At 71.7% G+C, this 26,654-nt stretch carries 23 protein-coding genes; 9 read left to right on the top strand and 14 right to left on the bottom strand.

The window, feature by feature from the left end; all coding sequences use genetic code 11:
- Positions 1–158: 158 nt before the first annotated feature.
- On the bottom strand, positions 159–1,307 hold the full coding sequence (locus tag ABZX75_RS06480; RefSeq protein WP_355408467.1) for a glycerate kinase: 1,149 nt from the start codon (positions 1,305–1,307) through the stop codon (positions 159–161).
- 143 nt (positions 1,308–1,450) lie between these two features.
- Between ABZX75_RS06480 and ABZX75_RS06475 the strand changes: the two genes are divergently transcribed.
- From ABZX75_RS06475 to ABZX75_RS06465, 3 genes are all read left to right on the top strand, one after another.
- Positions 1,451–3,175 carry a BCCT family transporter gene (locus ABZX75_RS06475; protein WP_355408465.1) on the top strand — a complete coding sequence of 575 codons (1,725 nt, stop codon included), beginning with the start codon at positions 1,451–1,453 and terminating at the stop codon, positions 3,173–3,175.
- A gap of 36 nt (positions 3,176–3,211) precedes the next feature.
- Positions 3,212–3,712 (top strand): NUDIX hydrolase, encoded by a 501-nt coding sequence (locus ABZX75_RS06470; RefSeq protein ID WP_355408463.1) that lies wholly within the window; start codon positions 3,212–3,214, stop codon positions 3,710–3,712.
- A 100-nt stretch (positions 3,713–3,812) separates the two neighbouring features.
- A complete protein-coding gene (locus ABZX75_RS06465; protein ID WP_355408461.1) occupies positions 3,813–4,241 on the top strand; it encodes a hypothetical protein in 429 nt (142 codons plus the stop codon).
- 3 nt (positions 4,242–4,244) lie between these two features.
- Here ABZX75_RS06465 and ABZX75_RS06460 read toward each other — a convergent pair whose 3' ends face one another.
- The 3 genes from ABZX75_RS06460 to ABZX75_RS06450 all read right to left on the bottom strand — a co-directional run bounded on the left by ABZX75_RS06460 (position 4,245) and on the right by ABZX75_RS06450 (position 7,667).
- Positions 4,245–4,757 (bottom strand): methylated-DNA--[protein]-cysteine S-methyltransferase, encoded by a 513-nt coding sequence (locus ABZX75_RS06460; protein WP_355408459.1) that lies wholly within the window; start codon positions 4,755–4,757, stop codon positions 4,245–4,247.
- Positions 4,758–4,771: 14 nt separating this feature from the next.
- On the bottom strand, positions 4,772–6,262 hold the full coding sequence (locus ABZX75_RS06455; RefSeq protein ID WP_355408457.1) for an AlkA N-terminal domain-containing protein: 1,491 nt from the start codon (positions 6,260–6,262) through the stop codon (positions 4,772–4,774).
- A 205-nt stretch (positions 6,263–6,467) separates the two neighbouring features.
- The gene (locus ABZX75_RS06450) at positions 6,468–7,667 is read right to left on the bottom strand and encodes a helix-turn-helix domain-containing protein (protein ID WP_355408455.1); all 1,200 of its coding nucleotides are present in this window, start codon (positions 7,665–7,667) and stop codon (positions 6,468–6,470) included.
- A 185-nt stretch (positions 7,668–7,852) separates the two neighbouring features.
- Between ABZX75_RS06450 and ABZX75_RS06445 the strand changes: the two genes are divergently transcribed.
- The 5 genes from ABZX75_RS06445 (at position 7,853) to ABZX75_RS06425 (ending at position 12,743) form a co-directional block, all read left to right on the top strand.
- Positions 7,853–8,644, top strand: a complete 792-nt coding sequence (locus ABZX75_RS06445) for an ABC transporter ATP-binding protein (protein WP_355408453.1) — start codon at positions 7,853–7,855, stop codon at positions 8,642–8,644.
- A complete protein-coding gene (locus ABZX75_RS06440; protein ID WP_355408451.1) occupies positions 8,641–9,450 on the top strand; it encodes an ABC transporter ATP-binding protein in 810 nt (269 codons plus the stop codon). Before ABZX75_RS06445 ends, ABZX75_RS06440 begins: the two co-directional genes overlap by 4 nt.
- Positions 9,447–10,337 carry a branched-chain amino acid ABC transporter permease gene (locus ABZX75_RS06435; RefSeq protein WP_355408449.1) on the top strand — a complete coding sequence of 297 codons (891 nt, stop codon included), beginning with the start codon at positions 9,447–9,449 and terminating at the stop codon, positions 10,335–10,337. Before ABZX75_RS06440 ends, ABZX75_RS06435 begins: the two co-directional genes overlap by 4 nt.
- Positions 10,338–10,407: 70 nt before the next feature.
- Positions 10,408–11,460 (top strand): branched-chain amino acid ABC transporter permease, encoded by a 1,053-nt coding sequence (locus ABZX75_RS06430; RefSeq protein WP_355408516.1) that lies wholly within the window; start codon positions 10,408–10,410, stop codon positions 11,458–11,460.
- A 35-nt stretch (positions 11,461–11,495) separates the two neighbouring features.
- A complete protein-coding gene (locus ABZX75_RS06425; protein WP_355408515.1) occupies positions 11,496–12,743 on the top strand; it encodes an ABC transporter substrate-binding protein in 1,248 nt (415 codons plus the stop codon).
- A gap of 95 nt (positions 12,744–12,838) precedes the next feature.
- Here the strand turns inward: ABZX75_RS06425 and pssA are convergent, their stop codons facing one another.
- The 9 genes from pssA to ABZX75_RS06380 all read right to left on the bottom strand — a co-directional run bounded on the left by pssA (position 12,839) and on the right by ABZX75_RS06380 (position 23,984).
- Positions 12,839–13,690: a CDP-diacylglycerol--serine O-phosphatidyltransferase gene (gene pssA / locus ABZX75_RS06420; protein WP_355408447.1), complete on the bottom strand. Its 852-nt coding sequence runs from the start codon at positions 13,688–13,690 to the stop codon at positions 12,839–12,841.
- Positions 13,683–14,339: a phosphatidylserine decarboxylase gene (locus ABZX75_RS06415; RefSeq protein ID WP_355408445.1), complete on the bottom strand. Its 657-nt coding sequence runs from the start codon at positions 14,337–14,339 to the stop codon at positions 13,683–13,685. The genes pssA and ABZX75_RS06415 overlap by 8 nt, the downstream gene beginning before the upstream one ends.
- 186 nt (positions 14,340–14,525) lie before the next feature.
- Positions 14,526–15,731: an acyl-CoA dehydrogenase family protein gene (locus tag ABZX75_RS06410; RefSeq protein WP_355408443.1), complete on the bottom strand. Its 1,206-nt coding sequence runs from the start codon at positions 15,729–15,731 to the stop codon at positions 14,526–14,528.
- A gap of 2 nt (positions 15,732–15,733) precedes the next feature.
- Complete coding sequence (locus ABZX75_RS06405; RefSeq protein ID WP_355408441.1) at positions 15,734–16,246, bottom strand: MaoC family dehydratase; 513 nt, start codon at positions 16,244–16,246, stop codon at positions 15,734–15,736.
- A 15-nt stretch (positions 16,247–16,261) separates the two neighbouring features.
- Positions 16,262–17,233 (bottom strand): CoA ester lyase, encoded by a 972-nt coding sequence (locus ABZX75_RS06400; protein WP_355408439.1) that lies wholly within the window; start codon positions 17,231–17,233, stop codon positions 16,262–16,264.
- On the bottom strand, positions 17,230–19,308 hold the full coding sequence (locus ABZX75_RS06395; RefSeq protein ID WP_355408437.1) for a protein meaA: 2,079 nt from the start codon (positions 19,306–19,308) through the stop codon (positions 17,230–17,232). Before ABZX75_RS06395 ends, ABZX75_RS06400 begins: the two co-directional genes overlap by 4 nt.
- A gap of 30 nt (positions 19,309–19,338) precedes the next feature.
- Entirely contained in the window at positions 19,339–20,676 is a 1,338-nt protein-coding gene (gene ccrA, locus ABZX75_RS06390) for a crotonyl-CoA carboxylase/reductase (protein ID WP_355408435.1), read from the bottom strand.
- A 452-nt stretch (positions 20,677–21,128) separates the two neighbouring features.
- Positions 21,129–21,944, bottom strand: a complete 816-nt coding sequence (locus tag ABZX75_RS06385) for a TetR family transcriptional regulator (RefSeq protein WP_355408433.1) — start codon at positions 21,942–21,944, stop codon at positions 21,129–21,131.
- A 243-nt stretch (positions 21,945–22,187) separates the two neighbouring features.
- Positions 22,188–23,984 carry a 3-hydroxyacyl-CoA dehydrogenase NAD-binding domain-containing protein gene (locus ABZX75_RS06380; RefSeq protein WP_355408431.1) on the bottom strand — a complete coding sequence of 599 codons (1,797 nt, stop codon included), beginning with the start codon at positions 23,982–23,984 and terminating at the stop codon, positions 22,188–22,190.
- Positions 23,985–24,326: 342 nt separating this feature from the next.
- On the opposite strand from ABZX75_RS06380, the gene ABZX75_RS06375 reads away from it, so the two are divergent.
- A complete protein-coding gene (locus ABZX75_RS06375; RefSeq protein WP_355408429.1) occupies positions 24,327–24,887 on the top strand; it encodes an adenylosuccinate lyase in 561 nt (186 codons plus the stop codon).
- 97 nt (positions 24,888–24,984) lie between these two features.
- Here ABZX75_RS06375 and ABZX75_RS06370 read toward each other — a convergent pair whose 3' ends face one another.
- Positions 24,985–26,589: an alpha/beta hydrolase gene (locus ABZX75_RS06370; protein ID WP_355408428.1), complete on the bottom strand. Its 1,605-nt coding sequence runs from the start codon at positions 26,587–26,589 to the stop codon at positions 24,985–24,987.
- Between the last annotated feature and the right edge of the window lie 65 nt (positions 26,590–26,654).

Raw genomic sequence — 26,654 nt, 5'->3', positions numbered from 1 at the left:
CGGCCGCCGCGGCGCGGTCCGTCCGGGGGCTGGCGCCGAGGGGAAAGCGACGTGTTTCCGGGGGTCACCCCGTCGCCGCGCGGGCCGCGGCCCGGACTCCGGGAAGGGCAGAGGCCCGGTACCCCGCACGGGGTCCGGGCCTCGGTAACCGGAACCGGTCAGAGAAGGTCGGCCGCGATGTCGGCCGCGACCCGCTCCAGCAGGGGACCCGCGTTCGGGATGGACTTGGCCGGGTCGGGCTCCAGGTCCGAGAGGGGGTACGCCCGGCGGATACCCGCCTCCTGCAGCGCCTCCTGCGTCAGCAGCAGCCGGCCGCAGACCGCCACGACCGGCTTGCCCGCCGCGCGCGCCGCGGCCGCGACCCCCGCCGGGGCCTTGCCGTGCAGGGTCTGCTCGTCCAGCGACCCCTCACCGGTGATGACCAGCGTGGCCCGCTCCAGCGCCGGAGCGAAGCCCAGTACCTCGAGCATCAGCTCGATGCCGGGACGGAACGTCGCACCGAGCAGGAGCGCCCCGTAGCCGATGCCGCCCGCGCCACCCGCACCCGGAAGCACCGCGCACTCGGCGGCCTTCGCGCCGATCGACTTCTCCAGCACCACCGCGAAGTGGGCCAGCGCCGCGTCGAGCGTCGCCACGTCCTCGGGCGAAGCACCCTTCTGCGGGCCGTAGACGGCCGGTGCGCCCTTCGGGCCCGTCAGCGGGTTGTCCACATCGCTCGCGAGGACGAAGTCCACCTCCGCGAAGCGCGGGTCGATGCCGGACAGGTCGGCCGAGGCCAGCCCGGCCAGCGCGCCGCCGCCCGGACCGACCGGTTCGCCGTTCGCGTCCAGGAACACCGCGCCCAGCGCGGCCAGCATGCCGGCCCCGCCGTCGGTGGTGGCGCTGCCGCCGACACCGAAGACGATCGAGCGGGCGCCCGCGTCCAGCGCGGCCTTCAGCAGCTCGCCCGAGCCGTACGTGGTGGCCGTCAGCGGGGCGAAGACACCCTCCGGCAGCAGCTGGAGCCCGGAGGCCTCCGCCATCTCCACGACCGCGGTGCCCTCGCGCAGCGCGAAGGCGGCCGTGACCTGGTCGCCGAGCGGTCCGGTGACCCGTACCTCCCGGCGTTCGAAACCGGCCGCGACCGCGGCCGCGACCGTGCCGTCGCCACCGTCCGCGACGGGGAGGGTCTCGATCTCCACGCCCGGTACGGCCTTGCGGAGGCCCGCCGTCACCCGCTCCGCGACCTGAACGGCCGTGAGCGAGCCCTTGAATTTGTCCGCGGCGATGAGCACGCGCGCGGTCTCAGTTACTGCTCCGTCCGTCACCTTGCTAATCCCTTGCTATCGAACAGTGCAGTCGCGCCGCCATGAGCCTATCCGGAGGATCCTCCTATGCCCATGGGTGGCCCGGGCCACACCCGGCGCGCCCTCACCCTAAATACGGATATACGGCTGCATAGTGTGGCCACATGAGCGCGGATTCACTGGAACAGCCACGTCCGGATTCCCCAGTCGGCGGCTCGGACGGCCCTGCGGAGGGCACTCCCGACCGCACCGTCGTCGCCATCGGTGTGATCGCCGTGCTGGCCGTCGTCGCCTGGGCCGCGCTCGCCAAGAGCTCCTTCGACGCCGTGTCGAGCAGCGCACTGGCGTGGGTGCTGGACAACTTCGCCTGGCTGTTCGTGATCGCCGCCGACGTCTTCCTCGTCCTGTGCGTCGTGCTCGCGATCAGCCGCTTCGGCCGCATCCGGCTCGGCGCCGACGGCTCGGAGCCGGAGTTCACCAATCTCGCGTGGATCGCGATGATGTTCAGCGCCGGCATGGGCATCGGCCTGATGTTCTACGGGGTGGGGGAGCCGCTCACCCACTTCCTGAGCCCGCCTCCGGCCTCCGGAGCCGCCCCGGGCAGCGGTGACGCCGCGCTCGCGGCCATGGAGTACTCCTTCTTCCACTGGACCCTCACCCCCTGGGCGATCTACGGCATCGCCGGTCTCGCCCTCGCCTACGCGACCTTCCGCAAGGGCCGCGGCAACCAGCTCAGCTCCGCCTTCGTCCCGCTGATGGGCCAGGAGCGGGCCAACGGATGGGCCGGCAAGGCGATCGACCTGCTCGCCGTCTTCGCCACCGTCTTCGGCACCGCGACCAGCCTCGGGCTCGGCGCGCTCCAGGTGGCCAAGGGCCTGAACCTCACCGCCGGGGTCGAGGACTCCATCACCGTAGAACTGATCATCATCGCCGTGCTGTCGGCGGCCTTCGTGCTCTCGGCCTTCTCCGGCCTGCACAAGGGCGTGAAGTGGCTGAGCACCATCAACATCGTGCTCGCCGCCACCCTGATGCTCTTCGTCTTCCTGCTCGGCCCCACCGTCTACATGCTCGACGTGATCCCCTCCAGCGTCGGCGGCTACCTGCACCAACTGCTGCCCATGGCCAGCCGCACCGGCGCCTTCACCGACGCCAAGTGGCTCGGTGCGTGGACGATCTTCTACTGGGCGTGGTGGCTCTCGTGGGCTCCCTTCGTCGGCACCTTCATCGCCCGCATCTCGCGCGGCCGCACCATCCGCGAATTCCTCATCGGCGTGCTGCTCGTGCCCAGCGGCGCCACCGTCATCTGGTTCTGCGTGATGGGCGGCACCGCCATCCGCCTCGGCTCCACCGGCGCCGTCGACTTCGCCGCCAAGATCAAGGACGGGACGGAGGCCTCGCTCTTCGCCATGCTGGACGCGCTGCCGCTGGGCACCGTCACCTCGTACCTGGCCATGGTGCTGGTCATGACCTACTTCGTCACCAGCGCCGACTCGGCCTCCCTGGTGATGGGCTCCCTCACCAGCCGCGGTTCGCTGCATCCGCCCACCTGGCTCGTCGTCACCTGGGGCGTGCTGATGGCGTGCGTCGCCGCCGTGCTGCTCGTCGTGGGCGGCCTGCAGTCCCTCCAGACGGCCACCATCCTGGTCGCGCTGCCCTTCGTCATCGTCATGCTGGCGCTGTGCTGGGCCCTGGTGAAGGAGCTCCGCGAGGATCCCGGAGCCGGTCCCGCACGCCACCACGCCCTGCACGGGATGAGGGACGCGGTCAAGGCCATGGTCGGCGACGCCGTCACCGAGCGGGGCCCGGCCCGCCACCCGCGGCTGCGGCGCCTGGCCGAGTCCCGGGGCCGCGACCGCGAGGGCGGCGGACCCGGCACACCCGAGGCGTGATCTCCGGTTGCGGGGGCCGCTGGGTAGGGTTGCGGCGTGACCACCATCGATGACTACGCCACCTACATCGCGAGCCTCCCCCGGGTGCTGGCCGGAGCGGCCGCCCTCTACCGGGACGCCGACGGCAGGGTCCTGCTCGTCGAGCCCAACTACCGCGAGGGGTGGGCGCTGCCGGGCGGCACCATCGAGTCGGACCAGGGCGAGTCGCCGCGTACGGCCGCCCGCCGCGAGAGCGCCGAGGAGATCGGCCTCGACCTCCCGCTCGGCCGCCTGCTCGCCGTCGACTGGACGCTGGGCGCCGGCCGCCCGCCCCTGGTCGCGTACGTCTACGACGGCGGTGTCCTCGACGCGGAGCAGCTCGCCTCCATCAAGCTCCAGGAGGAGGAACTCCTCTCCTGGCGGCTGGTCGACCCCGCCGAACTCACCACCTACCTGCCCGGATCGCTCGGCCTGCGCACCGAGGAGGCCTACCGGGTCCTGCGGTCGGGCGAGGGCGCCGCGGAACTGGAGAACGGCCGGCGCCCGGCGGCCGGGTAGCGGCGCCGCCGTCGCCGCGCCGTCGCCGCGCCGTCCGACCCCGACCGTGCGCTGTCCCCCGTAACGCCGCGCCTACGCCGAGCAGGACAGAATTCAGCAGATGATCACCATGTACGCCTGGCCCAGCACCGCCGACGGGCCCGACGCCCTGCCCATGGTCCACTTCACCACCGACCAGCAGGCCGGCGGTGAGGTCACCCCCGAGGGAACGCCCGTCTGGCTGTTCGACACCGCGATACGCGAGGGCGGATGGGCCCAGTTCACCGATTTCGACGGCTGGTCCGTACCCGCCGCCGGCTGGCAGGCCTTCTACCGCCGGGAGGACGACCTCCTCGCCGTCACCGGGCCCGGCTCCTGCGAAGGCTGGTACCAGGGCAACCTCGGCGCGGACCCCGACTGGGTGGAGGCGGCCGCTGCCCGGCAGAGCGTGGTCCTGCTCGCCGCCCCCGTCCAGCACCCGTCCCTCTACAGCTACGCCGTGGAAGCCGGCGCCGCCTTCGCGCTGCTGGTTCCCCTGCTCGTCGTGTAGTCCTCAGAGCCGCCCGCCGGACTCGAAGGCCAGCAGCCGCACCTTGCGCTCGATCCCGCCGCCGTAGCCCGTCATGCCCCCCGAGGCTCCGATCACCCGGTGGCAGGGCACGATGATGCCGACCGGGTTCTTCCCGTTGGCCAGGCCCACCGCGCGCGGGGCGCTCGGCTTGCCCAGCCGGGCCGCGAGCTCCCCGTACGACCACGTCTCGCCGTACGGGATCCGTACGAGCTGTTCCCAGACCCTGCGCTGGAAGTCGGTGCCCTCCAGCCGGACCGGGACGTCGAACGCCCTGAGCTCCCCGGCGAAGTACGCGGTCAGCTGCCGTACCACTTCGGGGAAGGGCTCCTCGGTCGCGGCGGCCCGCTCCCCGAAGGATTCCTCGGCGGGACGGTGGCGCTGACCGGTCATGTAGAGGCCGCTGAGGACGCCGTCCGTGGCGACGAGGGTGAGCGCGCCGTAGGGGCTGTCGACGACGGTGTGCCGCTTGCCGAGGCCGTTCATGGTGTCTCGCATGTCGTAGGCGCCTTTCAGACGGGCAGGTGGTTGATGGGGTGGTCGTCGGTGGCCCACAAGTACTGGACGGCGTACGCACGCCAGGGCCGCCAGCCCGCCGCCCGGGCCGTCAGCGCCGAAGGCGTCGACGGCAGTCCGAGCGACCGCGCCGCCCGCCGGACCCCGAGGTCGGAGGGCAGGAAGGCGTCCGGGTCGCCGAGCGCCCGCATCGCGATGACCTCGGTGGTCCACGGGCCGAAGCCGGGCAGCGCCGAGAGCTGAACCCGCGCCGCCTCCCAGTCGCTGTCGATGCCGAGCGGCAGCGAACCGTCGGCCAGCGCCGAGACCAGGGTGGTGAGCGTGGCGCGCCGGCTGCGCGGGAGGGCGAGCGACTCCGGGTCCAGCTCGGCGAGCGCCTGCGGCGAGGGGAACAGGTGGGTCAGTCCGCCCGCCGGATCGGGGTCCGCGACCGGCTCGCCGTGGGCGGTGACCAGCCGGGCGGCGTGCGTACGCGCCGCCGCCGTGGACACCTGCTGCCCGAGGACCGCCCGTACGGCGAACTCCGCCGCGTCGACCGTACGGGGAACCCGGCGCCCCGGAGCCCTGTCCACGAGCGGGGCCAGCAGCGGGTCGGAGCGCAGCTGCGCGTCGACGGCCTCGGGATCGGCGTCCAGGTCGAGCATCCAGCGGCAGCGGCTGATGGCGATGGTGAGGTCGCGCAGGTCGGTGAGCGCCAGCTGGCAGCCGATGTGGTCGGGCCGCGGGGTCAGGGCGACGACGCCGGTGCCGTAGGGGAGGCGCAGGGTGCGGCGGTAGGCGCCGCCCCGCCACTCCTCGACACCGGGGACGGCCGTCGCGGCGAGGTGGCCGAAGAGGTTGTCCGGGTTGAGCGGAGCCCGGAACGGCAGCCGCAGGCTGATCGTTCCCGGGATCCGGGGCTGGGCGTCCTCGCGGCGGCTGGACTTCAGGGCACGGACGCGGAGGCCGCTGGGGGAGAGGGCGAAGACCTCGCGGACGGTGTCGTTGAAGGTCCGGATGGAGGAGAACCCGGCGGCGAACGCCACGTCGGCCATGGGGAGTTCGGAGGTCTCGATGAGGATCCGCGCGGTCTGGGCGCGCTGGGCCCGGGCGAGGGCGAGGGGCCCGGCGCCGAGCTCGGCGTTGAGCTGGCGTTCCACCTGGCGGGTCGAGTAGCCGAGGCGGGAGGCGAGTCCGGGCACGCCCTCGCGGTCGACGACCCCGTCCTGGATGAGCCGCATGGCGCGCGCCACGGCGTCGGCGCGGGCGTTCCACTCGGGGGAGCCGGGACTGGTGTCGGGCCGGCACCGTTTGCAGGCCCGGAACCCGGCCTGCTGGCAGGCGGCGGCGCTGGGCAGGAAGGACATGTTCTCGGTCTTCGGCGGCACCGCGGGACAGCTGGGCCGGCAGTAGATCCGGGTGGTCAGGACGGCGGTGAAGAACCAGCCGTCGAAGCGGGCGTCCTTCGACCGCACGGCTCTGACGCAGCGCTCGGTGTCGGTGTGCATGGCTCCAGGATCCCGTGCGGAAGGGACCACGGCTGGCGGTTTTCCGACACCAAGGCTAACGCCGGGCGAGGCGTCCAGCCTCACCGGCGTTCGAGGCGCGGGGTCCGGGGCCCGGGGCGGAGCCCAGGTGGGCCCGGCGCGGCCCTCCCCCTCCCGCCACCTTCGCCCCCGCGGCCCCCCCCCGCCTCCCCTCCCCGGACAGGGCTCAGGCGCCCGCCGACCCGCCGCCCAGGCGGAACGCGTCGCGTGCCAGTGTCAGGGCGATCAGGTCGTGCGGCCGTGACAAGGAGCGGGAGGTGAGGTGCTCCAGGCGGCGCAGGCGGTTGAAGACCGTGTTGCGGTGACAGTACAGCCGGGTCGCCGCCCGCCCCGCCGAGCCCTCCGCGGCGAGCCAGGCGTCCAGGGTCTCCAGCAGCATCGCCCGGTCCGCCGGGTCCAGGTCCAGGAGGGGACCCAGGACCGCCTGCACCAGTTCCCCCGCGAGCTCGGGCTGACGTACGACCAGGGCGGTCGGCAGCCGGTCCGAGAGGCGGACCAGCGCCCGGTCGTCGGCGGTGCACGTGCCCAGGGCCGTCTCCGCCAGACGCCTGGCCCGGCCCAGCTCCGCGAGGCCGTCCACCACCGGGCTGATCCCGCCGGGGCCGGGGCAGCGGTCGGCCAGCTCCGCCACCAGCTCGTCCAGCGAGGACGACCCGAGGGCGACCACCGCCAGCTCCTGCTCCGCCCGCATCCGCCAGAACAGCCGCATCCCGCCGACCGACGCCACGCGGTGCACCGAGTCCCGCCGGTCCACCGGGAGCACGACCACCGCGTACCGCCCCTGCTCCGGCAGGTCCAGGCCCGCAGCGGCCCGCGCCGCCAGTCCCGGCGCCGCGTCCCCCTCCAGCAGCGCGTCCAGCAGCGCCTGCACCCGTTCGTCGCTGCGCCGCCGCATCTCCAGCTCGCCCGCCCGGTACGCCTCGGCGGTCGCGGCCGCCTGCTGCTCGATCCCGGCCCACATCGTGCCCGCCGTCCGCGCCAGCACCGGCAGGGCGTCCGGCTCCTCCTCCGTGACGATGTCCAGCAGCGCGTCCCAGGTGAGGCGCCCCGCGCGGCGGTACGCGTACAGCAGCAGGTCCAGGGGCAGCCCCTGTTCGGCCCGGCGCCGCCCCAGCTCCTGCGCGTACTCCAGATCCTTGCGCGGATCCGACCGGCGTGCGGCGAACGCCTCGATGCCGTACCGCATCGCCTCGCTGATCTGCTGCCAGTGCTCGTCCCGCGGCACCGCCAGGTCGAACAGCGCCGAATGCTTCGCCAGATCGCCGATCAGCTGCTCCGTCAGCGCCGGGACGCGCTCCAGCAGCACCTCGGCCGCCGTCACCAGCACCGACCACTCCGCTTCCGTGCGCGCCCTGCGTCCGCCCATGGCCGCAGAGGATGTCACCCGCGGCCCGCCGGCGTAAGGGTTCGCGTCCGCAGGTCTGTGCCGTTGCACAACCGCACCCCACCCCCGGCTGGTCATCGGCAGCGATTCCGGTTCCGGCCGTGGACGCCCGCCTCGCCGTGGTGCTGGTCTGTGCGCCAGCACAACGCCAAGCAGGGGGAGGGGAAGTGGCCTCGCTTCAGGTGCGCGCACTGTCCGTCGGCTACGGGCCGGTACGGGCCCTGCGCGCCGTGTCGCTCGACGTGCCGGCCGGCGCCGTGGTCGTCGTACTCGGCGGGAACGGTGCCGGAAAGACGACCCTGCTGCGCGCGGTGTCCCGGACGCTGGCCTTCCACCGGGGCTCCGCCACCGAGGGCAGCGTCAGCTTCGACGGCGTGCCCCTCGACGGGACGGCCCCGGCCCGGGCGGTCGCCGCCGGGGTGGTGCAGGTGCCGGAGGGCCGACAGGTGTTCGCCCGGATGAGCGTCGCGGACAACCTCCGGGCCGGCGCGCTCGGCGCCCGGGCCGGTTCCCGCGCCGACATCGTCCGCTCGCTCGCCCGCGTCCACGAACTGTTCCCCGTGCTGGCCCGCCGGGCCCGCCAGCGCGCGGGCCTGCTGTCGGGCGGCGAGCAGCAGATGCTGGCGCTGGGCCGGGCGCTGATGGCCCGGCCCCGGCTGCTGCTCCTGGACGAGCCCTCGCTGGGCCTGGCCCCGAAGATGGCCGCGACCATCGCCGAGACGATCACCGAGATCAACGCCTCGGGCACATCGGTGCTGCTGGTGGAGCAGAACGCGGCCCTCGCGCTCCGGCTGGCCTCGTACGCGTACGTCCTGGAGGTCGGCGAGGTCACGCTGTCGGGCCCGGCCGCCGAGCTGGCGGCCTCCGACGAGGTACGCCGCCGCTACCTCGGCATCACGGACGAGGCCGCCCCCACCGCCTCCCAGCCGACCCGCACCCTGCGCAGGTGGTCGGCGTGAGCGCCCCCACGGCGCCGCACCCGGCCGGCGGCCCCCCGCCCCTCGCCGTCACCGACGTCACCGTCCGCTTCGCCGGCCTCACCGCCCTCGACGCCGTCTCCTTCACCGTCGAGCCGGGCAGCGTGCATGCCGTCATCGGCCCCAACGGAGCCGGCAAGTCCACCTGCTTCAACGTGCTCTCCGGGGTCTACCGGGCGGCATCCGGCAGCGTCCGCTTCGGCGCCACCGAGCTCACCGGCCTCGCCCCGCACGCCGTCGCCGCCCTCGGTATCGCCCGCACCTTCCAGAACCTGGCACTGCCCCCGCACGCCACGGTCGCCGACAGCCTGCTGCTCGGCCGCCACCGGCTGATGCGGTCCGGATTCCTCGCCACCGGGCTGCGGCTGCCGTCCGCCGTCCGCGAGGACCGCCGGCACCGCGAACGGGTCCGCGAGATCGCGGCCTTCGTCGGCCTGGAGGCCGACCTCGCCGCTCCCGCGGGCTCGCTCCCGTACGGCAAACAGAAACTCGTCGAGCTGGCCCGGGCCCTGTGCATGGAGCCCCGGCTGCTCCTGCTCGACGAACCCGTCGCCGGAATGACCGCGGACGAACGGCGGCGCACCGCCGCCGTCGTCGCGGGCGTCCGGGACGGCCTCGGCATCTCGATCGTCCTGGTCGAACACGACATGGGGGTGGTGATGCGGCTCGCGGACGCGGTGACCGTACTCGACTTCGGAAAACGGATCGGCGGCGGAACCCCCGCCCAGGTGCAGAACGACCCGGCGGTCGTACGCGCCTATCTCGGCGAGGAGGACCCGGACGCGTGACCACCTTCCTCGAACTCCTGCTCGGCGGGCTCTCCATGGGCTCGGTGTACGCGCTGATCGCCCTCGGCTTCGTGGTCATCTTCAAGGCCACGGAGGTCGTCAACTTCGCCCACGCCTCGCTGCTGCTGGCCGGCGGGTACGTCACCGCCGTCCTGCACGACGACATCGGCTTCTGGCCCGCCCTGGCCGTGGGCATCGCATCGGCCGCCGTGGTCGGGGCCGGGGTCGAGTTCCTGGTGATGCGGCGTTACCGGGGCCAGGACCACAGCGTGCTCGCCATCGTCACCATCGGCGTGGACATCCTGCTGACCACCGACCTCACCCGGCGCATCGGTACGGACGTACTGGCGCTCGGCGACCCGTGGGGCGCGGCCGTGGTCCACCTCGGGCCGGTCACCGTGCCGCAGACCCGCATCGCGGCCCTCGTCGCCGCGTCCCTGATGATCACGGCGTTCCTCCTCACCTTCCGGTACACCTCGTGGGGCGTGGCCATGCGGGCCGCCGCCGAGAAGCCGGAGACCGCCGCGCTGATGGGCGTACGGCTCGGGCGGGTCTCCCTGGCCGCCTGGGCGGTCGCCGGAGCCCTGGCCGCGGTGGCAGCGCTCTTCCTGACCGTCTTCCCCACCCCGGGCCTGGAACGGGCCACCTCGCTCGCCGCCCTCAAGGCCTTCCCCGCCGCGATCCTCGGCGGCCTCGACTCCACCACCGGAGCCCTGGCGGGCGGCCTGATCGTGGGCGTCACCGAGGCCATGGCCACCGGTTACCAGAGCCAGCTCACCTTCCTCGGCCGCGGCATCGGCGACCTCGCCCCGTACCTGGTCATGGTCGTGGTCCTGCTGCTGCGGCCGGCGGGACTCTTCGGCACGAAGGAGCTCGCCCGTGTCTGACGCTTCCCCCGCGGGCCGCTCCGGCCGCTCCGGCCGCTCCGACCGCTCCGACCGCTCCGGCCGGTTCCGGCTGCGCCACGCCCTCTGGGCGGCCGGGGGCGTGATCCTGCTCGCGCTGCCGTTCTACCTCGACCGGTTCTGGCTCCAGGCGGGGCTCTTCGCCATCGCCGCCGGGATCGGCGCCATCGGGCTCAACCTGCTCACCGGAGCCACCGGCCAACTGTCCATGGGACACGCCTTCTTCCTCGCCGTCGGCGCGTACGGGTACTGCGCGCTCGCCGGGGACGGCGGGCGCTCCGGCAGCCACGAGCTCGTCGGACTCGGCCTGCCCAGCTGGCTCGCCGCCCTCCTCGCCGTCGCCCTCTCGGGAGCGGCCGGAGGGCTCTTCAGCCCCATCGCCGGCCGCCTGCGCGGTGCCTACCTCGGCATCGCCACCCTCGCGCTGATCTTCATCGGCCAGCACGTCCTGTTCAACGCCACCTCCCTCACCGGCGGCTTCAACGGCCGCGCCGTCGAACCGCTCTCCCTCCTCGGAATGACCTTCGACGACACCGAGACCGTGATCGCCGCCGTCCCGTTCCAGTCCGCCGAGAAGCTCTGGTACGTCGCCCTCGCCGCGCTCCTGGCCTGCGCCCTCTTCGCCCGCGGCATCCTGCGCGGGCGTCCCGGCCGCGCCCTGAACGCCATCCGGGACCACAACATCGCCGCCGGAGTCATGGGCGTCCCCGTGGCCCGCTACCGCGCCGCCGTCTTCGTCCTGTCCTCCATGTACGCGGGCCTGGCCGGGGTCCTGCTCGCCCTCGTCTTCCAGCGCACCGTGCCCGACTACTTCGGCATGATCCTGTCCCTCGAATACCTCGCCATGATCGTGATCGGCGGCCTCGGCACGGTCGCCGGCGCCGTCATCGGCGCCGCCTTCGTCTCCCTGCTGCCCCAGCTGCTCACCCGCTATAGCGACGCCCTGCCGCTCCTCTCCGCCCCCGGCACCGGCGGCGTCTCCCCGGGGGAGGCGTCCCGCTACCTCTACGGCGCGGCCGTCGTCGCGGTCGTCCTGTTCCTCCCGGGCGGTCTCGCCCGGATCGCACCCTCCCCGTCCGCACGTCCCCCGAAGGAGCCAGCGTGAAGAGACCCGGCACCGACCAGCGCACGCGAGCACGACTGACCGCGGCGGCCCTGGGGGCCGCGCTCCTCCTCACCGGCGCCGCCGGCTGCAGCGGCAAGGCGGGCGGAGCCGCCGGGGACGAGCAGGCCGAGGGCGGTGTCAAGACCGGCGAAGGGGTCACCGCCACCGCCATCCAGCTCGGCGCCCTCACCGACATGACCGGTGTCTACGCCTCGCTCGGCAAGAGCGTCACCCAGGCCCAGCAGCTGTGGATCAAGCAGACCAACGCGGCCGGCGGCATCTGCGGCCGGCAGCTCGAGCTGACGGTCCGCGACCACGGCTACGACCCGCAGAAGGCGCTGGCCGCCTACACCGAGCTGGAGCCCAAGGTGCTGGGCTTCGCCCAGTTCATCGGCTCCCCGTTCGTCGCGGCGGTCAAGGACCGCATCGACGGCCAGGACAAGGGCCTGGTCATCCCCCAGGCCTGGTCCGCCTCGCTCCTGGGCAGCCCGTCGATCCGCACCGTGGGGGCGACGTACGACATCGAGACGGTCAATGCGATCGGCTACCTCCTCGACCAGAAGCGCATCGCGTCCGGCGACAAGATCGGACACGTGTACTTCGAAGGGGACTACGGCGAGAACGCGCTCGCCGGTGCCAAGCACGCGGCCGGGCAGGCCGGGCTCACCATCGTCGAACAGAAGATCAAGCCCACCGACAACGACATGTCCGCGCAGGTCGCGGCCCTCAAGCAGGCCGGGGCCAAGGCGGTGGTGATCAGCGCCGGACCCAGGCAGGCGGCCTCGCTGGTCGGGGTCGCCGCGGCCGGCGGCTGGAACGTCCCCGTGGTCGGCAACAACTCGGCCTTCGCGCCCCAGCTGCTCGCCACCCCGGCGGGCGCGGCGCTGCAGAAGGACTACTACGTCGCCGCGTCGGCCCTGCCGATCGGCTCCACCGAGCCCGGTCCGGCGGCCCTCGCCGCGGCCTACAAGGCGGAGTACCCGGGGGCCGGGCTGGACAACGGCGTGGTGGCCGGGTTCACCGCCGCCTCGGTCTACGGGGAGGCGCTGAAGAAGGCCTGCGCCGACAAGGACCTCACCCGCGCCGGCGTCGGCAAGGCACTGCTGGGTCTGAAGGCCTACGACAGCGGCTTCGGGATCGCACACGACTTCTCGGATCCGAAGGCTCCCTCCACCCGGCAGAGCGTGATCATGAAGCCGGACGAGCAGACCCCGGGCGGCCTGAAGGTCGTCAAGGAGGCCTCGGTCGCCGAGGCGGCGAAGAACTTCACTCCCACCGGCTGAGCCCCGGGAAGCCGGCCGCACGGCCGCCGAACGACGAGAGGGCCCCCGGATGCCCAATGGCATCCGGGGGCCCTCTCACGTACAGGCGCCGCGCGCTACGACTGCGTGGCGCGCGCTTCGCGGCGGTTGTGCCGGAAGGTGTTCGCCCTGCGGGTCGTCGCGAACAGCGGAATGGTCGCCGCCAGCGCGATCTGCAGTGCGCAGCCCGTCTGGAGCAGCAGCTGACCGCCCGGCGCGTCGAAGGCCCACGCCGCCAGCAGACCCATCGCACCGACGATCCAGCTGAGCATCGCCACCGCGAGGACACCCCGCGGCTTGGGGTACTCGACCCGGCTCACCATCAGCCAGGCCACCCCGATGATCGCGAGGAGCGTCGGGACGAACGGCAGCTCCAGCAGCACGATCGAGACGACCGTCAGCGCGCCGAAGGGGCTCGGCATGCCCTGGAACATGCCGTCCTTCATGGTCACGCAGCTGAATCTCGCGAGTCTGAGCACCACGGCCAGCAGCACCACGATCGCGGCCAGCGCCGACATCTTCTGCACCGCGTCGTCGGCGACCATGCCGTAGACGAGCACGAAGTACGCGGGAGCCAGGCCGAAGCTGATCAGGTCGGACAGGTTGTCCAGCTCGGCGCCCATCGGTGAGCTGCGCAGCTTGCGGGCCACGATGCCGTCGAAGAGGTCGAAGACCGCGGCGAGCAGCATCAGTATCACTGCCGTCGCGGCGCTGTTGCGGGCCATGCCCGACTCGCCACTGCCGGTGAGGTGCGGGATGAGGATTCCGGTGGTGGTGAAGTACACCGCCATGAATCCGCAGGTCGCGTTGCCGAGGGTGAGGGTGTCCGCTATCGACAGCCGCAGCGAGAGCGGCATGTCGTCTTCGGCGGACTCCGCCTCGGCGGACTCGGGCACCCAGCCGGCGGCAGGAGTCTCAGGGTCAGTCACGGTCAATTCGGGTCACCCCCGCGGTGGTGGTCTGACCGACCTCGACCGCGACCTCGACGCCCTCGGGGAGGTAGATGTCGACGCGTGAGCCGAAGCGGATCAGACCGATGCGTTCGCCCTGCTCCACCTTGGTGCCGGCCGGCAGGTACGGGACGATGCGGCGGGCGACGGCACCGGCGATCTGCACCATCTCGATGTCACCGAGCTCGGTGTCGAAGTGCCAGACGACGCGCTCGTTGTTCTCGCTCTCCTTGTTGAACGCCGGGACGAATCCGCCGGGGATGTGCTCCACGGACGTCACCGTGCCCGCGAGGGGCGCGCGGTTGACGTGGACGTTCAGCGGGCTCATGAAGATCGCGACCCGGGTCCGTCCGTCCTTCCACGGCATGATGCTCTGCACCACACCGTCGGCGGGCGAGATGACACGGCCCTGAGCGATCTCGCGCTCGGGGTCGCGGAAGAACCACAGCATGCCCGCCGCGAGTGCGGTGGCGGGCACGGCCGCCGCGGCCCAGCGTCCGGACTTGCGGGCCCGGGCGAGGCTGAGTGCCGCGGTGGCGACGGTCGGCAGAAGCCACGGCGATGCTCCGCGCGCGAGACGTCCACCGAGGAGGCCGACGCGAGGTGCAGAGGTTTGGCTGTGGGGCATGGATGACCTTCGTAGCGGGTGATTGCCGCGCCGCAAGCAGGGGGACGGGACGGCGGCTTTACTGGAATGCTATCGGTTGCGCGCAACAACTGGGCAAGCCAGAAGCCGAGTCGATGGCCGTCAGCCAGTGACTGCTGGTGACTCTTCTGCGGCGAACCCATGGACGATTCGCCGCAAAAGGTACTTTCAGCCCTGGAGCCGGTACTCCTCGAGCAGGCGTCGCCCGATGATCATTTTCTGGATCTCGGCAGTACCTTCACCGATCAGCAGCATCGGCGCCTCCCGGTAGAGGCGCTCGATCTCGTACTCCTTCGAGAACCCGTAGCCGCCATGGATACGGAAGGCGTCCTCCACGACCTCCTTGCAGTACTCGGAGGCGAGGTACTTCGCCATCCCTGCTTCGAGGTCGTTTCGTTCACCAGAGTCCTTTTTGCGTGCCGCGTTCACCATCATCGCATGGGCGGCTTCGACCTTGGTAGCCATTTCGGCCAGCTTGAACTGGATCGCCTGGTGCTCGGCGATCGCCTTGCCGAAAGTGTGACGTTGCTGGGCATACGAGACACCCAGCTCGAAGGCACGCTGAGCGACGCCGCAGCCACGGGCGGCCACGTTGACGCGGCCGACCTCGACCCCGTCCATCATTTGGTAAAACCCTCGCCCGGTCTCGCCGCCGAGCACCCGATTGGCCGGAATGCGTAGTCCGTCCATGATGAGCTCGGTCGTGTCGACGCCCTTGTAGCCCATCTTGTCGATCTTGCCGGGGATGGTCAGGCCCGGACGGACCTCACCGAAGCCCGGCTCCTTCTCGACGAGGAAGGTCGTCATCGACTTGTGGGGCGCGGTGCCCTCCGGGTGTCCTTCGTCACTTCGTACGAGGACGGCCACGAGGGTGGACGTGCCACCGTTCGTCAGCCACATCTTCTGGCCGTTCAGGACGTACTCGTCCCCGTCCTTCACCGCCTTGGACGTGATGGCCGAAACGTCCGAGCCGAGAGCCGGCTCCGACATCGAGAACGCGCCGCGCACCTCGCCCAGCGCCATGCGCGGCAGGAAGTGGTCCTTCTGCTCCTGCGTGCCGTGCTGCTTGAGCATGTACGCCACGATGAAGTGGGTGTTGATGATGCCCGAGACGGACATCCAGCCCCGCGCTATCTCCTCGACGCACAGGGCGTAGGTGAGCAGCGACTCACCCAGGCCGCCGTACTCCTCCGGGATCATCAGACCGAACAGGCCGAGCTCCTTGAGCCCGTCGACGATCGCCTGCGGGTACTCGTCGCGGTGCTCCAGCTCGGTGGCGACCGGGATGATCTCCTTGTCGACGAACTCGCGGACGGTCTTGAGGATCTCCCGCTGGACGTCCGTGAGCCCGGCGGTCTGGGCGAGTCGGGCCATGGCTACTTCCCCTGTTCCTTCAGCGTGGGCCGGCCGGGCTGCTCGCCGCCGCGCTCCTTGATGTACGTCTCGGTGGGGACCATCACCTTGCGCCGGAAGACGCAGACGAGGGTGCCGTCCTGCTTGTAGCCCTTGGTCTCGACATGGACGATGCCGCGGTCGTTCTTCGACTTCGACGGGGTCTTGTCGAGGACCGTGGTCTCGCCGTAGATCGTGTCGCCGTGGAAGGTCGGCGCCACGTGCCGCAGGGACTCGACCTCCAGGTTGGCGATCGCCTTCCCGGAGACGTCCGGTACGGACATGCCCAGCAGCAGGGAGTAGATGTAGTTGCCTACGACCACGTTCTTGCCGAAATCTGTCGTGTTCTCGGCGTAATTGCTGTCCATGTGGAGCGGGTGGTGATTCATGGTCAGCAGGCAGAAGAGATGGTCGTCGTACTCCGTGACCGTCTTTCCGGGCCAGTGCTTGTAGACCGCCCCGACCTCGAACTCTTCGTAGGTGCGTCCGAACTGCATGGTCCTACGGCCCTTCTAGTTGACGGGGGTCTCGAACTTGCTGGTGCGCTGCATGCCCGCCGCGCGGCCCTTGCCCGCGACGACCAGGGCCATCTTGCGGCTGGCCTCGTCGATCATCTCGTCGCCGAGCATCGCCGAACCCTTCTTGCCGCCGGCCTCGGAGGTACACCAGTCGTACGCGTCGAGGATCAGCTCGGCGTGGTCGTAGTCCTCCTGCGAGGGCGAGAACACCTCGTTGGCGGCGTCGACCTGACCCGGGTGCAGTACCCACTTGCCGTCGAAGCCCAGCGCCGCCGCCCGGCCGGCCACCTCGCGGTACGCGTCCACGTCGCGGATCTGGAGGAAGGGACCGTCGATGGCCTGGAGGTTGTGCGTACGAGCGGCCATCAGGATCCGCATCAGGATGTAGTGGTAGGCGTCCGCGCCGTAGCCGGGCGGCTGCATGCCCACGACCAGCGTCTTCATGTTGATCGACGCCATGAAGTCGGCCGGGCCGAAGATGATGGTCTCCAGCCGGGGCGAGGCGGCGGCGATCTCGTCGACGTTCACCAGGCCCTTGGCGTTCTCGATCTGCGCCTCGATGCCGATCTTGCCGACCTCGAAGCCCATCGTCTTCTCGATCTGGGTCAGCAGGAGGTCCAGAGCCACGATCTGCTGGGCGTCCTGGACCTTCGGCAGCATGATGCAGTCGAGGTTCTGGCCGGCGCCCTCGACGACCGTGATGACATCGCGGTAGGTCCAGTGCGTGGTCCAGTCGTTGACCCGCACGACGCGGGTCTTGCCGGTCCAGTCGCCGTTGTTCAGCGCGTCCACGATGGTGTGGCGGGCGCCTTCCTTGGCGAGCGGGGCACAGGCGTCTTCGAGGTCCAGGAAGACCTGGTCGGCCGGCAGTCCCTGGGCCTTCTCCAGGAAGCGCGGGTTCGACCCCGGTACCGCGAGGCAGGAGCGACGCGGGCGAAGGCGGTTCACCGGGTGGGGCGTGGTCATGCGGGGACCTCCGTGCTTGCAACGATGTCGGTGCTGTCAAGGGGATGAAGCTTGTTGGCTCTGCGGATCTCGTCGACGATACGGCCGATGATCTCCGTGATGCCGAAGTCCTTGGGCGTGAAGACGGCGGCCACACCGGCCGCCTTCAGCGTCACGGCGTCGGCGTTCGGAATGATGCCCCCGACGATGACGGGGATGTCACCCGCCCCCGCCGCCCGCAGGCGCGTCAGCACGTCCGGGACGAGTGCGCAGTGCGATCCGGACAGGATGGACAGTCCCACGCAGTGCACGTCCTCGGCCAGCGCCGCCGAGGAAATCTCCTCGGGCGTCAGCCGGATGCCCTGGTAGACCACCTCGAAGCCGGCGTCGCGGGCCCGGACGGCGATCTGCTCCGCCCCGTTGGAGTGCCCGTCCAGACCCGGCTTGCCGACCAGCAGCCGCAGCCGGCCCGCGCCCAGCTCGTCGGCCGTACGGGCGACCTTCTCGCGGACCTCCGCCATCGGCGTGCCGGGCTCGGCCGTCACCGCCACGGGAGCCGAGGAGACCCCGGTCGGTGCCCGGAACTCGCCGAACACCTCGCGCAGGGCGCTGGACCACTCGCCGGTGGTGACGCCCGCCCGGGCGCACTCCAGGGTGGCCTCCATCAGGTTCTCGGTCCCCGCCGCGGCCTGCTTCAGCCGGTCCAGGGCCTGCATCACGGTGGGGTAGACGAACGGGTCGCCGCCGCCCTGCCGGTCCGAGGACTCCTGCCGCTCGGCCCGCCAGCGGGTGATGCGCTCGACGATCTGCGCCTCCACCGCCCCGTCCACCGTCATGATGGCGCCGTCCAGGTCCGCGGTGAGCGGGTTCTCCTCGGTCTGCTGGAAGCAGTTCACCCCGACGATCTTGTCCTCGCCGGCCTCGATCCGGGCGCGCCGCTCGGCGTGCGAGGAGACCAGCTGGGACTTGAGGTACCCGGACTCGACTGCGGCCATCGCGCCGCCCATCTCCTGGATCCGGTCGATCTCGGCCAGGGACTCGGCCACCAGGGACTCCACCTTGGCCTCGATCACGTGCGACCCGGCGAAGATGTCCTCGTACTCCAGCAGGTCGCTCTCCAGGGCGAGGACCTGCTGGATGCGCAGCGACCACTGCTGGTCCCAGGGCCGGGGCAGGCCCAGCGCCTCGTTCCAGGCGGGCAGCTGCACGGCGCGGGCGCGGGCGTCCTTGGAGAGGGTGACGGCCAGCATCTCCAGCACGATGCGCTGGACGTTGTTCTCCGGCTGCGCCTCGGTCAGGCCGAGCGAGTTGACCTGGACCCCGTACCGGAAGCGCCGCTGCTTGGCGTCCTCGATGCCGTAACGCTCGCGCGTGACCTGGTCCCAGATGCGACCGAAGGCGCGCATCTTGCACATCTCCTCGATGAAGCGGACGCCCGCGTTCACGAAGAAGGAGATCCGGGCCACCACCTCGCCGAAGCGCTCCGGCGGGACCTGGCCCGAGTCACGCACCGAGTCCAGCACCGCGATCGCGGTGGACATGGCGTACGAGATCTCCTGGACCGGGGTGGCTCCGGCCTCCTGCAGGTGGTAGCTGCAGATGTTGATCGGGTTCCACTTCGGGATGTGGTTGACCGTGTACGCGATCATGTCCGTCGTCAGCCGCAGGGACGGCCCCGGCGGGAAGACGTGCGTCCCGCGCGAGAGGTACTCCTTGACGATGTCGTTCTGGGTGGTGCCCTGGAGCTGGGAGATGTCCGCGCCCTGCTCCTCGGCGGCCACCTGGTAGAGCGCCAGCAGCCACATCGCGGTGGCGTTGATCGTCATCGAGGTGTTCATCTGCTCCAGGGGTATGTCCTGGAACAGCCGTCGCATGTCGCCCAGATGGGAGACCGGGACCCCGACCCGGCCCACCTCGCCGCGGGCGAGGATGTGGTCGGGGTCGTAGCCGGTCTGCGTCGGCAGGTCGAACGCGACCGACAGGCCGGTCTGGCCCTTGGCGAGGTTGCGGCGGTACAGCTCGTTGGACGCCTCGGCCGTGGAGTGGCCGGCGTACGTCCGCATGAGCCACGGACGGTCCTTCTGGCGCTCTGTCATCTCAGGCTGTCCCTTTGGCCTTTGGGCGTCTCAGACGTTACGGAAGCGGTTGATCGCGTCGAGGTGCGTGGCCCGCAGCTCGTGGTCGCGCACGCCGAGGCCCTCCTCCGGAGCCAGCGCGAGGACGCCGACCTTGCCCTGGTGGAGGTTGCGGTGGACGTCGTAGGCGGCCTGGCCGGTCTCCTCCAGGGAGTAGACCTTCGACAGCGTCGGGTGGATCTTGCCCTTGGCGATGAGGCGGTTGGCCTCCCAGGCCTCGCGGTAGTTCGCGAAGTGGGAGCCGATGATCCGCTTGAGGGACATCCACAGGTAGCGGTTGTCGTACTCGTGGTTGTAGCCCGAGGTCGAGGCGCAGGTGACGATCGTGCCGCCCTTGCGGGTGACGTAGACGCTCGCGCCGAAGGTCTCGCGGCCGGGGTGCTCGAAGACGATGTCCACGTCCTCGCCGCCGGTCAGCTCGCGGATGCGCTTGCCGAGGCGCTTCCACTCCTTCGGGTCCTGGGTGTGCTCGTCCTTCCAGAACTTGTAGCCCTCGGCGTTGCGGTCGATGACCGCCTCCGCGCCCATGGCCCGGCAGATGGCCGCCTTCTCGGGGCTGGAGACCACACAGATCGGGTTGGCGCCGCCGGCGAGGGCGAACTGGGTGGCGTACGAGCCGAGCCCGCCGCTCGCGCCCCAGATCAGGACGTTGTCGCCCTGCTTCATGCCGGCGCCGTTGCGGGAGACCAGCTGGCGGTAGGCGGTGGAGTTGACCAGGCCGGGGGAGGCGGCCTCCTCCCAGCTGAGGTGGTCCGGCTTGGGCATGAGCTGGTTGGACTTGACGAGGGCGATCTCCGCCAGCCCGCCGAAGTTGGTCTCGAAGCCCCAGATGCGCTGCTCCGGGTCGAGCATCGTGTCGTTGTGGCCGTCGGAGGACTCCAGCTCCACCGAGAGGCAGTGCGCTACGACCTCGTCGCCGGGCTTCCAGGCGTTCACGCCGGGACCGGTGCGCAGGACGACGCCCGCGAGGTCGGAGCCGATGACGTGGTACGGGAGGTCGTGGCGCTTGGTGAGCTCCGACAGGCGTCCGTACCGCTCCAGGAAGCCGAAGGTGGACACCGGCTCGAAGATCGAGGTCCAGACGGAGTTGTAGTTGACCGAGGAGGCCATGACGGCCACCAGGGCCTCGCCCGGGCCGAGTTCCGGCACCGGGACCTGGTCCAGGTGCAGGGATTTGCGCGGGTCCTTCTCACGGGTGGTGAGCCCCGCGAACATCTCCACCTCGTCCTTGTGCACGGTGACCGCGCGGTACGAGTCGGGGAGCGGCAGGGCCGCGAAGTCGGCGGCCGTAGCGGCCTGCGACTGGATCGCGTCCAGGATGTCCTTCACGGTAGAGCCTCCGGCTGAGCGCTGAATGAGGGTGCGCTGGGGGATACGCGTTGTATGCGTGGGTGCGTGTGGGGTGCTGTGACTGGTGCTGCGGGTGCCGTCGGTCCGGCTGCTGCGGTGGTGCTGCGCGACGCTGTGGCTTCGCTGCGCTCCGCCTCTGCTCGTGGCAGAGGCTTCGGCAAGCGGAGCCGGGTGTGCGGTGCCTGGTGACGCAGGCGTCCGGGGCGCGTTCCGTGCCGTGTGGGCGTGGGCCGCGGGGACATCCGGACGACTTCAACGTATGGCACCCCGTGTCACTCAGCAAGGCACCGCGTGCCAAAACTTTCTCTCATTTGCCCATTGACCTGCGCAGATGAGCGATGATCGATCAGGGTTACCGGCGAGTAGGGGCAAGTGGGACAAACGGAAGCGGCCGCCCCCGGAACGGGAGCGGCCGCTGTGACGCGGGTCGCTTACTTCTTCTTCAGTGCCTCTTCGATGGTCCGCATGACCTCGTCCAGAGGGGCGTCCGTACGAGCCACCGCCACCAGGACCTCGCCCTGCGTCCGGACCGCGGCCGACGCGGCCGGCGACGCCGTGTTCAGCGTGCGCCCCGCGCCGATCCCCGAGCCGAAGGTGTTCCGCACGATCGAGAAGGCGTGGTCCAGCTGCGCCTCCACGTCCCCCTGGCCGCCCGCCCGCAGCCAGCGCCGCAGGACGTGGTTGTGGGCGGTCACCACCGCCGAGGCGGCCACCTCGGCCAGCAGCGGGTCGTCATTGCCGTCGTGCGGCTCGTGCTCGTCGAAGTGGGCCAGCAGATAGCGGGTGAACAGCCGCTCGTACCGGGCCACCGAGGCGATCTCCCGCTCGCGCAGCGCCGGCACCTCGCGGGTCAGCCGGTAGCGCTCCACCGACACCGCCGGCGAGGCCGCGTACATCTTCATGACTTCCTTGATCCCGCGGCACACCGTGTCGAGCGGGTGCTCGTGCGCCGGGGCCACGTCGAGAACCGCCTCGGCGCGGGTCAGGGTGTCGTCGTGATCCGGGAAGATCGCCTCTTCCTTGGACCGGAAATGCCGGAAGAAGGTCCGCCGCGCCACCCCGGCTGTCGCGGCGATCTCGTCGACCGTCGTCGCCTCGTACCCCTTGGTCGCGAACAGCTCCATCGCCGCCGCGGCGAGCTCGCGGCGCATCTTGAGCCGCTGCGCGGCCGCCCGGGTGCCGGCCGCGCTCTCCGGTGCGTCGGAGGCCGTGGTGGCGCGGGGCGAGGTCTTGGCGGGCTGGGACATAGAGCGAAAGTACTTCATTCGCGCAGGGGAGCGCGCCTGCGGGGGGTGGGACGGGGGTGGATGCGGGGGAGAGCCCGCACTGGGCTCGGGAGGGTTCGTCCGCCGTGAGGGTCCGGCGGACCCGAGCAGCCCTCCCCACGCATCCGGCTCGTGGCCGGCCGGGTCAGGGGGTGTCCGGCCGATCATGGCCGGGCCCGGCCCGTCCGGCGCGTGCTGATCCGGCGCTGATCGGGCGGACACCCCCTACCGGCGGGCGTACTCACGGAATCCGCGGCCGGTCTTCCTTCCCAGGCATCCCGCCGCCACCAGGTGCTCCAGCAGCCGGGACGGGGCCAGGCCCGGGTCGCGGAACTCCTTGTGGAGGACCTTCTCGATGGCCAGCGAGACGTCCAGGCCGACCACGTCGAGGAGTTCGAACGGCCCCATCGGGTAGCCGCCGCCCAGCTTCATCGCCGCGTCGATGTCGTCGAGGCTCGCGTAGTGCTGCTCGACCATCTTGACGGCGTTGTTGAGGTACGGGAACAGCAGCGCGTTCACGATGAAACCCGCCCGGTCCCCGCAGTCCACGGGGTGCTTGCGCACCGATCCGCAGATGTCGCGGACCGTGGCGTGCACGTCGTCGGCCGTCAGGACCGTACGGACGACTTCGACCAGCTTCATCGCCGGCGCCGGGTTGAAGAAGTGCATGCCGATCACGTCCTGCGGGCGCGAGGTGACGCGGGCGATCGCGATCACCGGCAGCGAGGAGGTCGTGGTGGCCAGCACCGCGCCCTGCTTGCAGACCTTGTCCAGGGCCGCGAACAGCTCCTGCTTGACCGCCAGGTCCTCGGCGACCGCCTCCACGGCCAGGTCCACGTCGGCGAAGGCCTCCAGCGAACCGGCCGGGGTGATCCGGCCCAGGGTCTGCGCGGCCGCCTCCTGGGTCAGCCGGCCCTTGGCCACCGCCCGGCCCAGGGACTTGCCGATCGCGGCCTTCGCCGCGTCGGCCTTCTCCTGGCTGCGGCCGGCGAGGACCACGGTGAAACCGGACTGCGCGAAGACCTGCGCGATCCCGCTCGCCATGGTGCCGGAACCGGCCACGCCGACCGAGGTGACCGGTCGGCCCCCGCCGGAGCGGCCGCCCTCCGGCGGCGTCTGCGCGTCCCGGACGATCACGGAGCTGCCGGGCGCCTCGTACGTGTAGAAGCCCCGCCCGGACTTCTGCCCGGTCAGGCCCGCTTCGGCAAGGTGGCCCAGGATCGGCGCCGGGGCGTGCAGCCGGTCCCCGGAGGAGACGTACATGGCTTCCAGAACGGTGCGGGCGGTGTCCACGCCGATCAGGTCGAGCAGCGCGAGCGGGCCCATGGGCAGGCCGCAGCCCAGCCGCATCGCCGCGTCGATGTCCTCGCGGGAGGCGTACTTCGCCTCGTACATGGCGGCGGCCTGGTTGAGGTAACCGAAGAGCAGGCCGTCCGCGACGAAGCCGGGGCGGTCGCCGACCGAGACGGGCTCCTTGCCGAGCGCGCGGGCCAGCTGGGTGACCGCCGCGACGGCGGTCGGCGCGGTGAGCACGCAGGAGACGACCTCGACCAGCTTCATCGCCGGCGCCGGATTGAAGAAGTGCAGGCCCAGCACGCGCTCGGGGCGCTGGGACTCCGCGGCGAGCCGGGTCACCGACAGGGCGTTGGTGCCCGTCGCCAGGATCGTGTCGGGCCGCACGATCGCGTCGAGTTCCCGGAACACCCGCTGCTTGAGCTCGTACGACTCGGGCACGACCTCGATGACGAGATCGGCCCCGGCGGCGGCGCCCAGGTCGGTGAAGGTGCGGAAGCGGGCGAGGACGTCCGTCCGCTCCTCGTCGGTGAGGCGCTCCTTGGTGACGGAGCGGGCGGTGGCCGCGGCCAGGGCGGCCGTGGCCCGGCGGGTGGCGACGTCGCTGATGTCGATGCCGATGACCTCGTGGCCGGCCTGGGCGAGGACCTCGGCGATGCCGGTGCCCATCGTGCCGAGACCGACGACGGCGATGGTCTGGAGGGTGGACTGACTGGACGGACGGTCCATCGAGGGACTCCAGTGGAAGAGGGTGACGACTGGGGGCACGGCGTGCGGATGCCGTGCGGGGAAGCCCGGGGGGCGAAAGCGGCGGGCCCTGTCCCGGGGCCACGCCGTGGTACTGCGAAAGGTGCTGCGATACCTGAGGTACCGAACCGACCGGCACGAGGCGGCTGCGTCACCAGGCCGCCCTCGTACGTGTTGAAGGGACAGTAACTCCTCGGTAACTACTTGGCCAGAGCACGGAGATGTGACATACGCCGCCATGCGGCTTGCACCCGGCCGCCGCGATCGGGTACGTATCCCCGCGAACCCGCGGCGCCCGCGCCGATGCCGCCCTAGGGTGAGCGGGTGAACGACGTGCTGGAGCGCCTGCGGGCGGAAGCCACCGGATCGCCCGCGTACGCGCAGTACGAGGCGCTGCTCGCGGCGGACCCGGACGCCCTGGCGGCGTCCCTGACGTCCGCCGGGCGGCCGCTGTGGGCGCGCGAGCTGGCGGCGTACCGGCTGGGCCTGCGCGGAGACCGCCGGGCCTTCGAGCCCCTGGTGCTGCTGCTCAACCACCGCGACCCGCCACGCTGCGCGGCCGCCGCCGAGGCGCTGGCCGTACTGGGCGACCCGCGCACCGCCCGTGCGGCGGCGGCCCTCGCCACCAACGGACTGCGCACGGCCTACGCCCTCCAGCCGGTGCGGCTGCTCACCGCCCTGCGCGCGCCGGAGTCGGCCCCGGCCCTGATGACCACGCTGTCCCGGCTGCTCTCCCCGCACGACCCGTACTGGCGGATCGCCCTGGCCTGCGTCGAAGGCCTGGGCGCCCTCGCCGACCCCCGCGCCCGCGACCTCCTGACCCGGGCCCAGTCCCACCCCCGCCTGGCGGTGGCGGCGACGGAGGCCCTGCGCGCACTGGACTGACAAGATCAGCTCCATGAGCGAGCAGAACGGGACCTGACCGCCCGCGCGGGGAGGCGGGCGGCCGGGGGCCGGGAAGCGGCCCCCGTGCCGCCAGGGATCAGCCCCGGAAGCCGAGCAGTCCGTGCAGCGCCGCCCCGGCCGCCGAGGGCGTAGCCGCGCGGGTCGCCGTGGCCGGCTTCGGAACCGGCTGGGCGGAGCAGGTGGCGTCCGCGGCCTTGCCCGTCTTCAGGTACGCCGCCACCTTCTCGTCCAGGCACTTGTTGCCGCTCAGCGAAATGCCGTGGTTGCCGCCGCCCTCCTCGATCACCAGGGCGGCGCCCGCCAGCTTCTCCCGCATGCTGAGCGCGCCCTCGAACGGGGTGGCCGCGTCGTCCGTCGCCTGGAGGAGCAGGGCGGGCGGCAGGGCGGTGTTGGTCACGTCCGGGGCCTTGAGCGGCTCCGTCGGCCAGAACGCGCACGGGGCGTTGTACCAGGCGTTGTTCCAGGTCATGAAGGGCGCCTTGGCGTGCGTGCGCCACATGTCGGCGCGCCACTGGTTCCAGTCCTTCGGCCAGGCCGAGTCGCGGCACTGCACCGCCGTGTACACGCTGTAGCTGTTGCCCGCGGCGGGCGCCACCGCGCCGAACCGCTCGTACGCCGCCACCAGCGGCTTCGCGTCCCTGCCCACCGCGTACGCGGAGAATGCGGCGGCGAGCTGGGGCCAGTAGCCGTTGTAGTAGGCGCCCGGCATGTACGTGTCCTCCAGCTCGGAGGGGCCCACCTTGCCGCCCGCGGGAGTCGCGCGCAAGGCGTCCCGCATCGCGTACCAGCGTGTCTCGACCACCGCCGGGTCGGTGCCGAGCCGGTAGGTGGCGTCGTACTTCGCGACCCAGGCCAGGAAGGCCTTGTGGCGGGAGTCGAAGGCCCGGTCCTGGGCGAGGTTGTCCTCGTACCAGACCCCGCTCGGGTCGACCACGGAGTCCAGGACGAGCCGGTTGACCCGGCCCGGGTGGAGTTTGGCGTACACCGCGCCCAGGTAGGTCCCGTAGGAGTAGCCGAAGTAGCTGATCCGCTCCGCGCCGAGGGCGCCGCGCAGCACCTCGATGTCGCGGGCGGCCGCGACGGTGCCGATGTGCGGGAGCACGTCCGCGTGCTTGGCCCGGCAGGTCTCGGCGTAGGACCGCACCCGGTCCAGGTTGGCGCGCTCGGTCGCCTTGTCGCGCGGTACGGAGTCCGGGCGGACGGTGGCGAAGTGGCCGGCCGCGCAGTCGAGGGCCGGCTCGCTCTTGCCGACGCCCCGGGGGTCGAAGCCGATCACGTCGTACTGGGCGGCCACGTCCTTGGGGAGGGCGGAGGCGATGTGGCCGGCCAGGTTGCGGCCGCTGCCGCCCGGGCCGCCCGGATTGACCAGCAGGGGTCCCTGGGAGGTGGCGGCGGTGTGCGGGACCCGGGTCAGGGCGAGGGTGATCTGGCGGCCCGCGGGGTGGTCGTGGTCGAGGGGGACCTTGAGGGAGGCGCACTGCAGGGTCGGGAACCGGGTGGTCGCGCAGCCGGTCCAGTGGAGGGCGGCCGCCTTCGGCGCCGCCGACGCCGAAGGGGCCGCCGGGCCGGCTGCCGGGGCCGCCGTGACCGGGCTCGCGAGGGCGGCGGCGACGGTGGAGATCGCCAGCAGGACAGCCGCGCGCTTGTGCAACGGGCGGCGCTTCTTCAACGGGTGCAGCATGGGGCCTCCCAGCCGAGGGTTCTGGGCGGAATCGTCCCGGAAACCACGCCTGGAAGACGGGATTG

Origin of the sequence: Streptomyces sp. NPDC003038, from assembly GCF_040611115.1 — a bacterium.
GTDB lineage: Bacteria > Actinomycetota > Actinomycetes > Streptomycetales > Streptomycetaceae > Streptomyces.
This window is presented reverse-complemented; position numbering and strand designations above follow the sequence as displayed.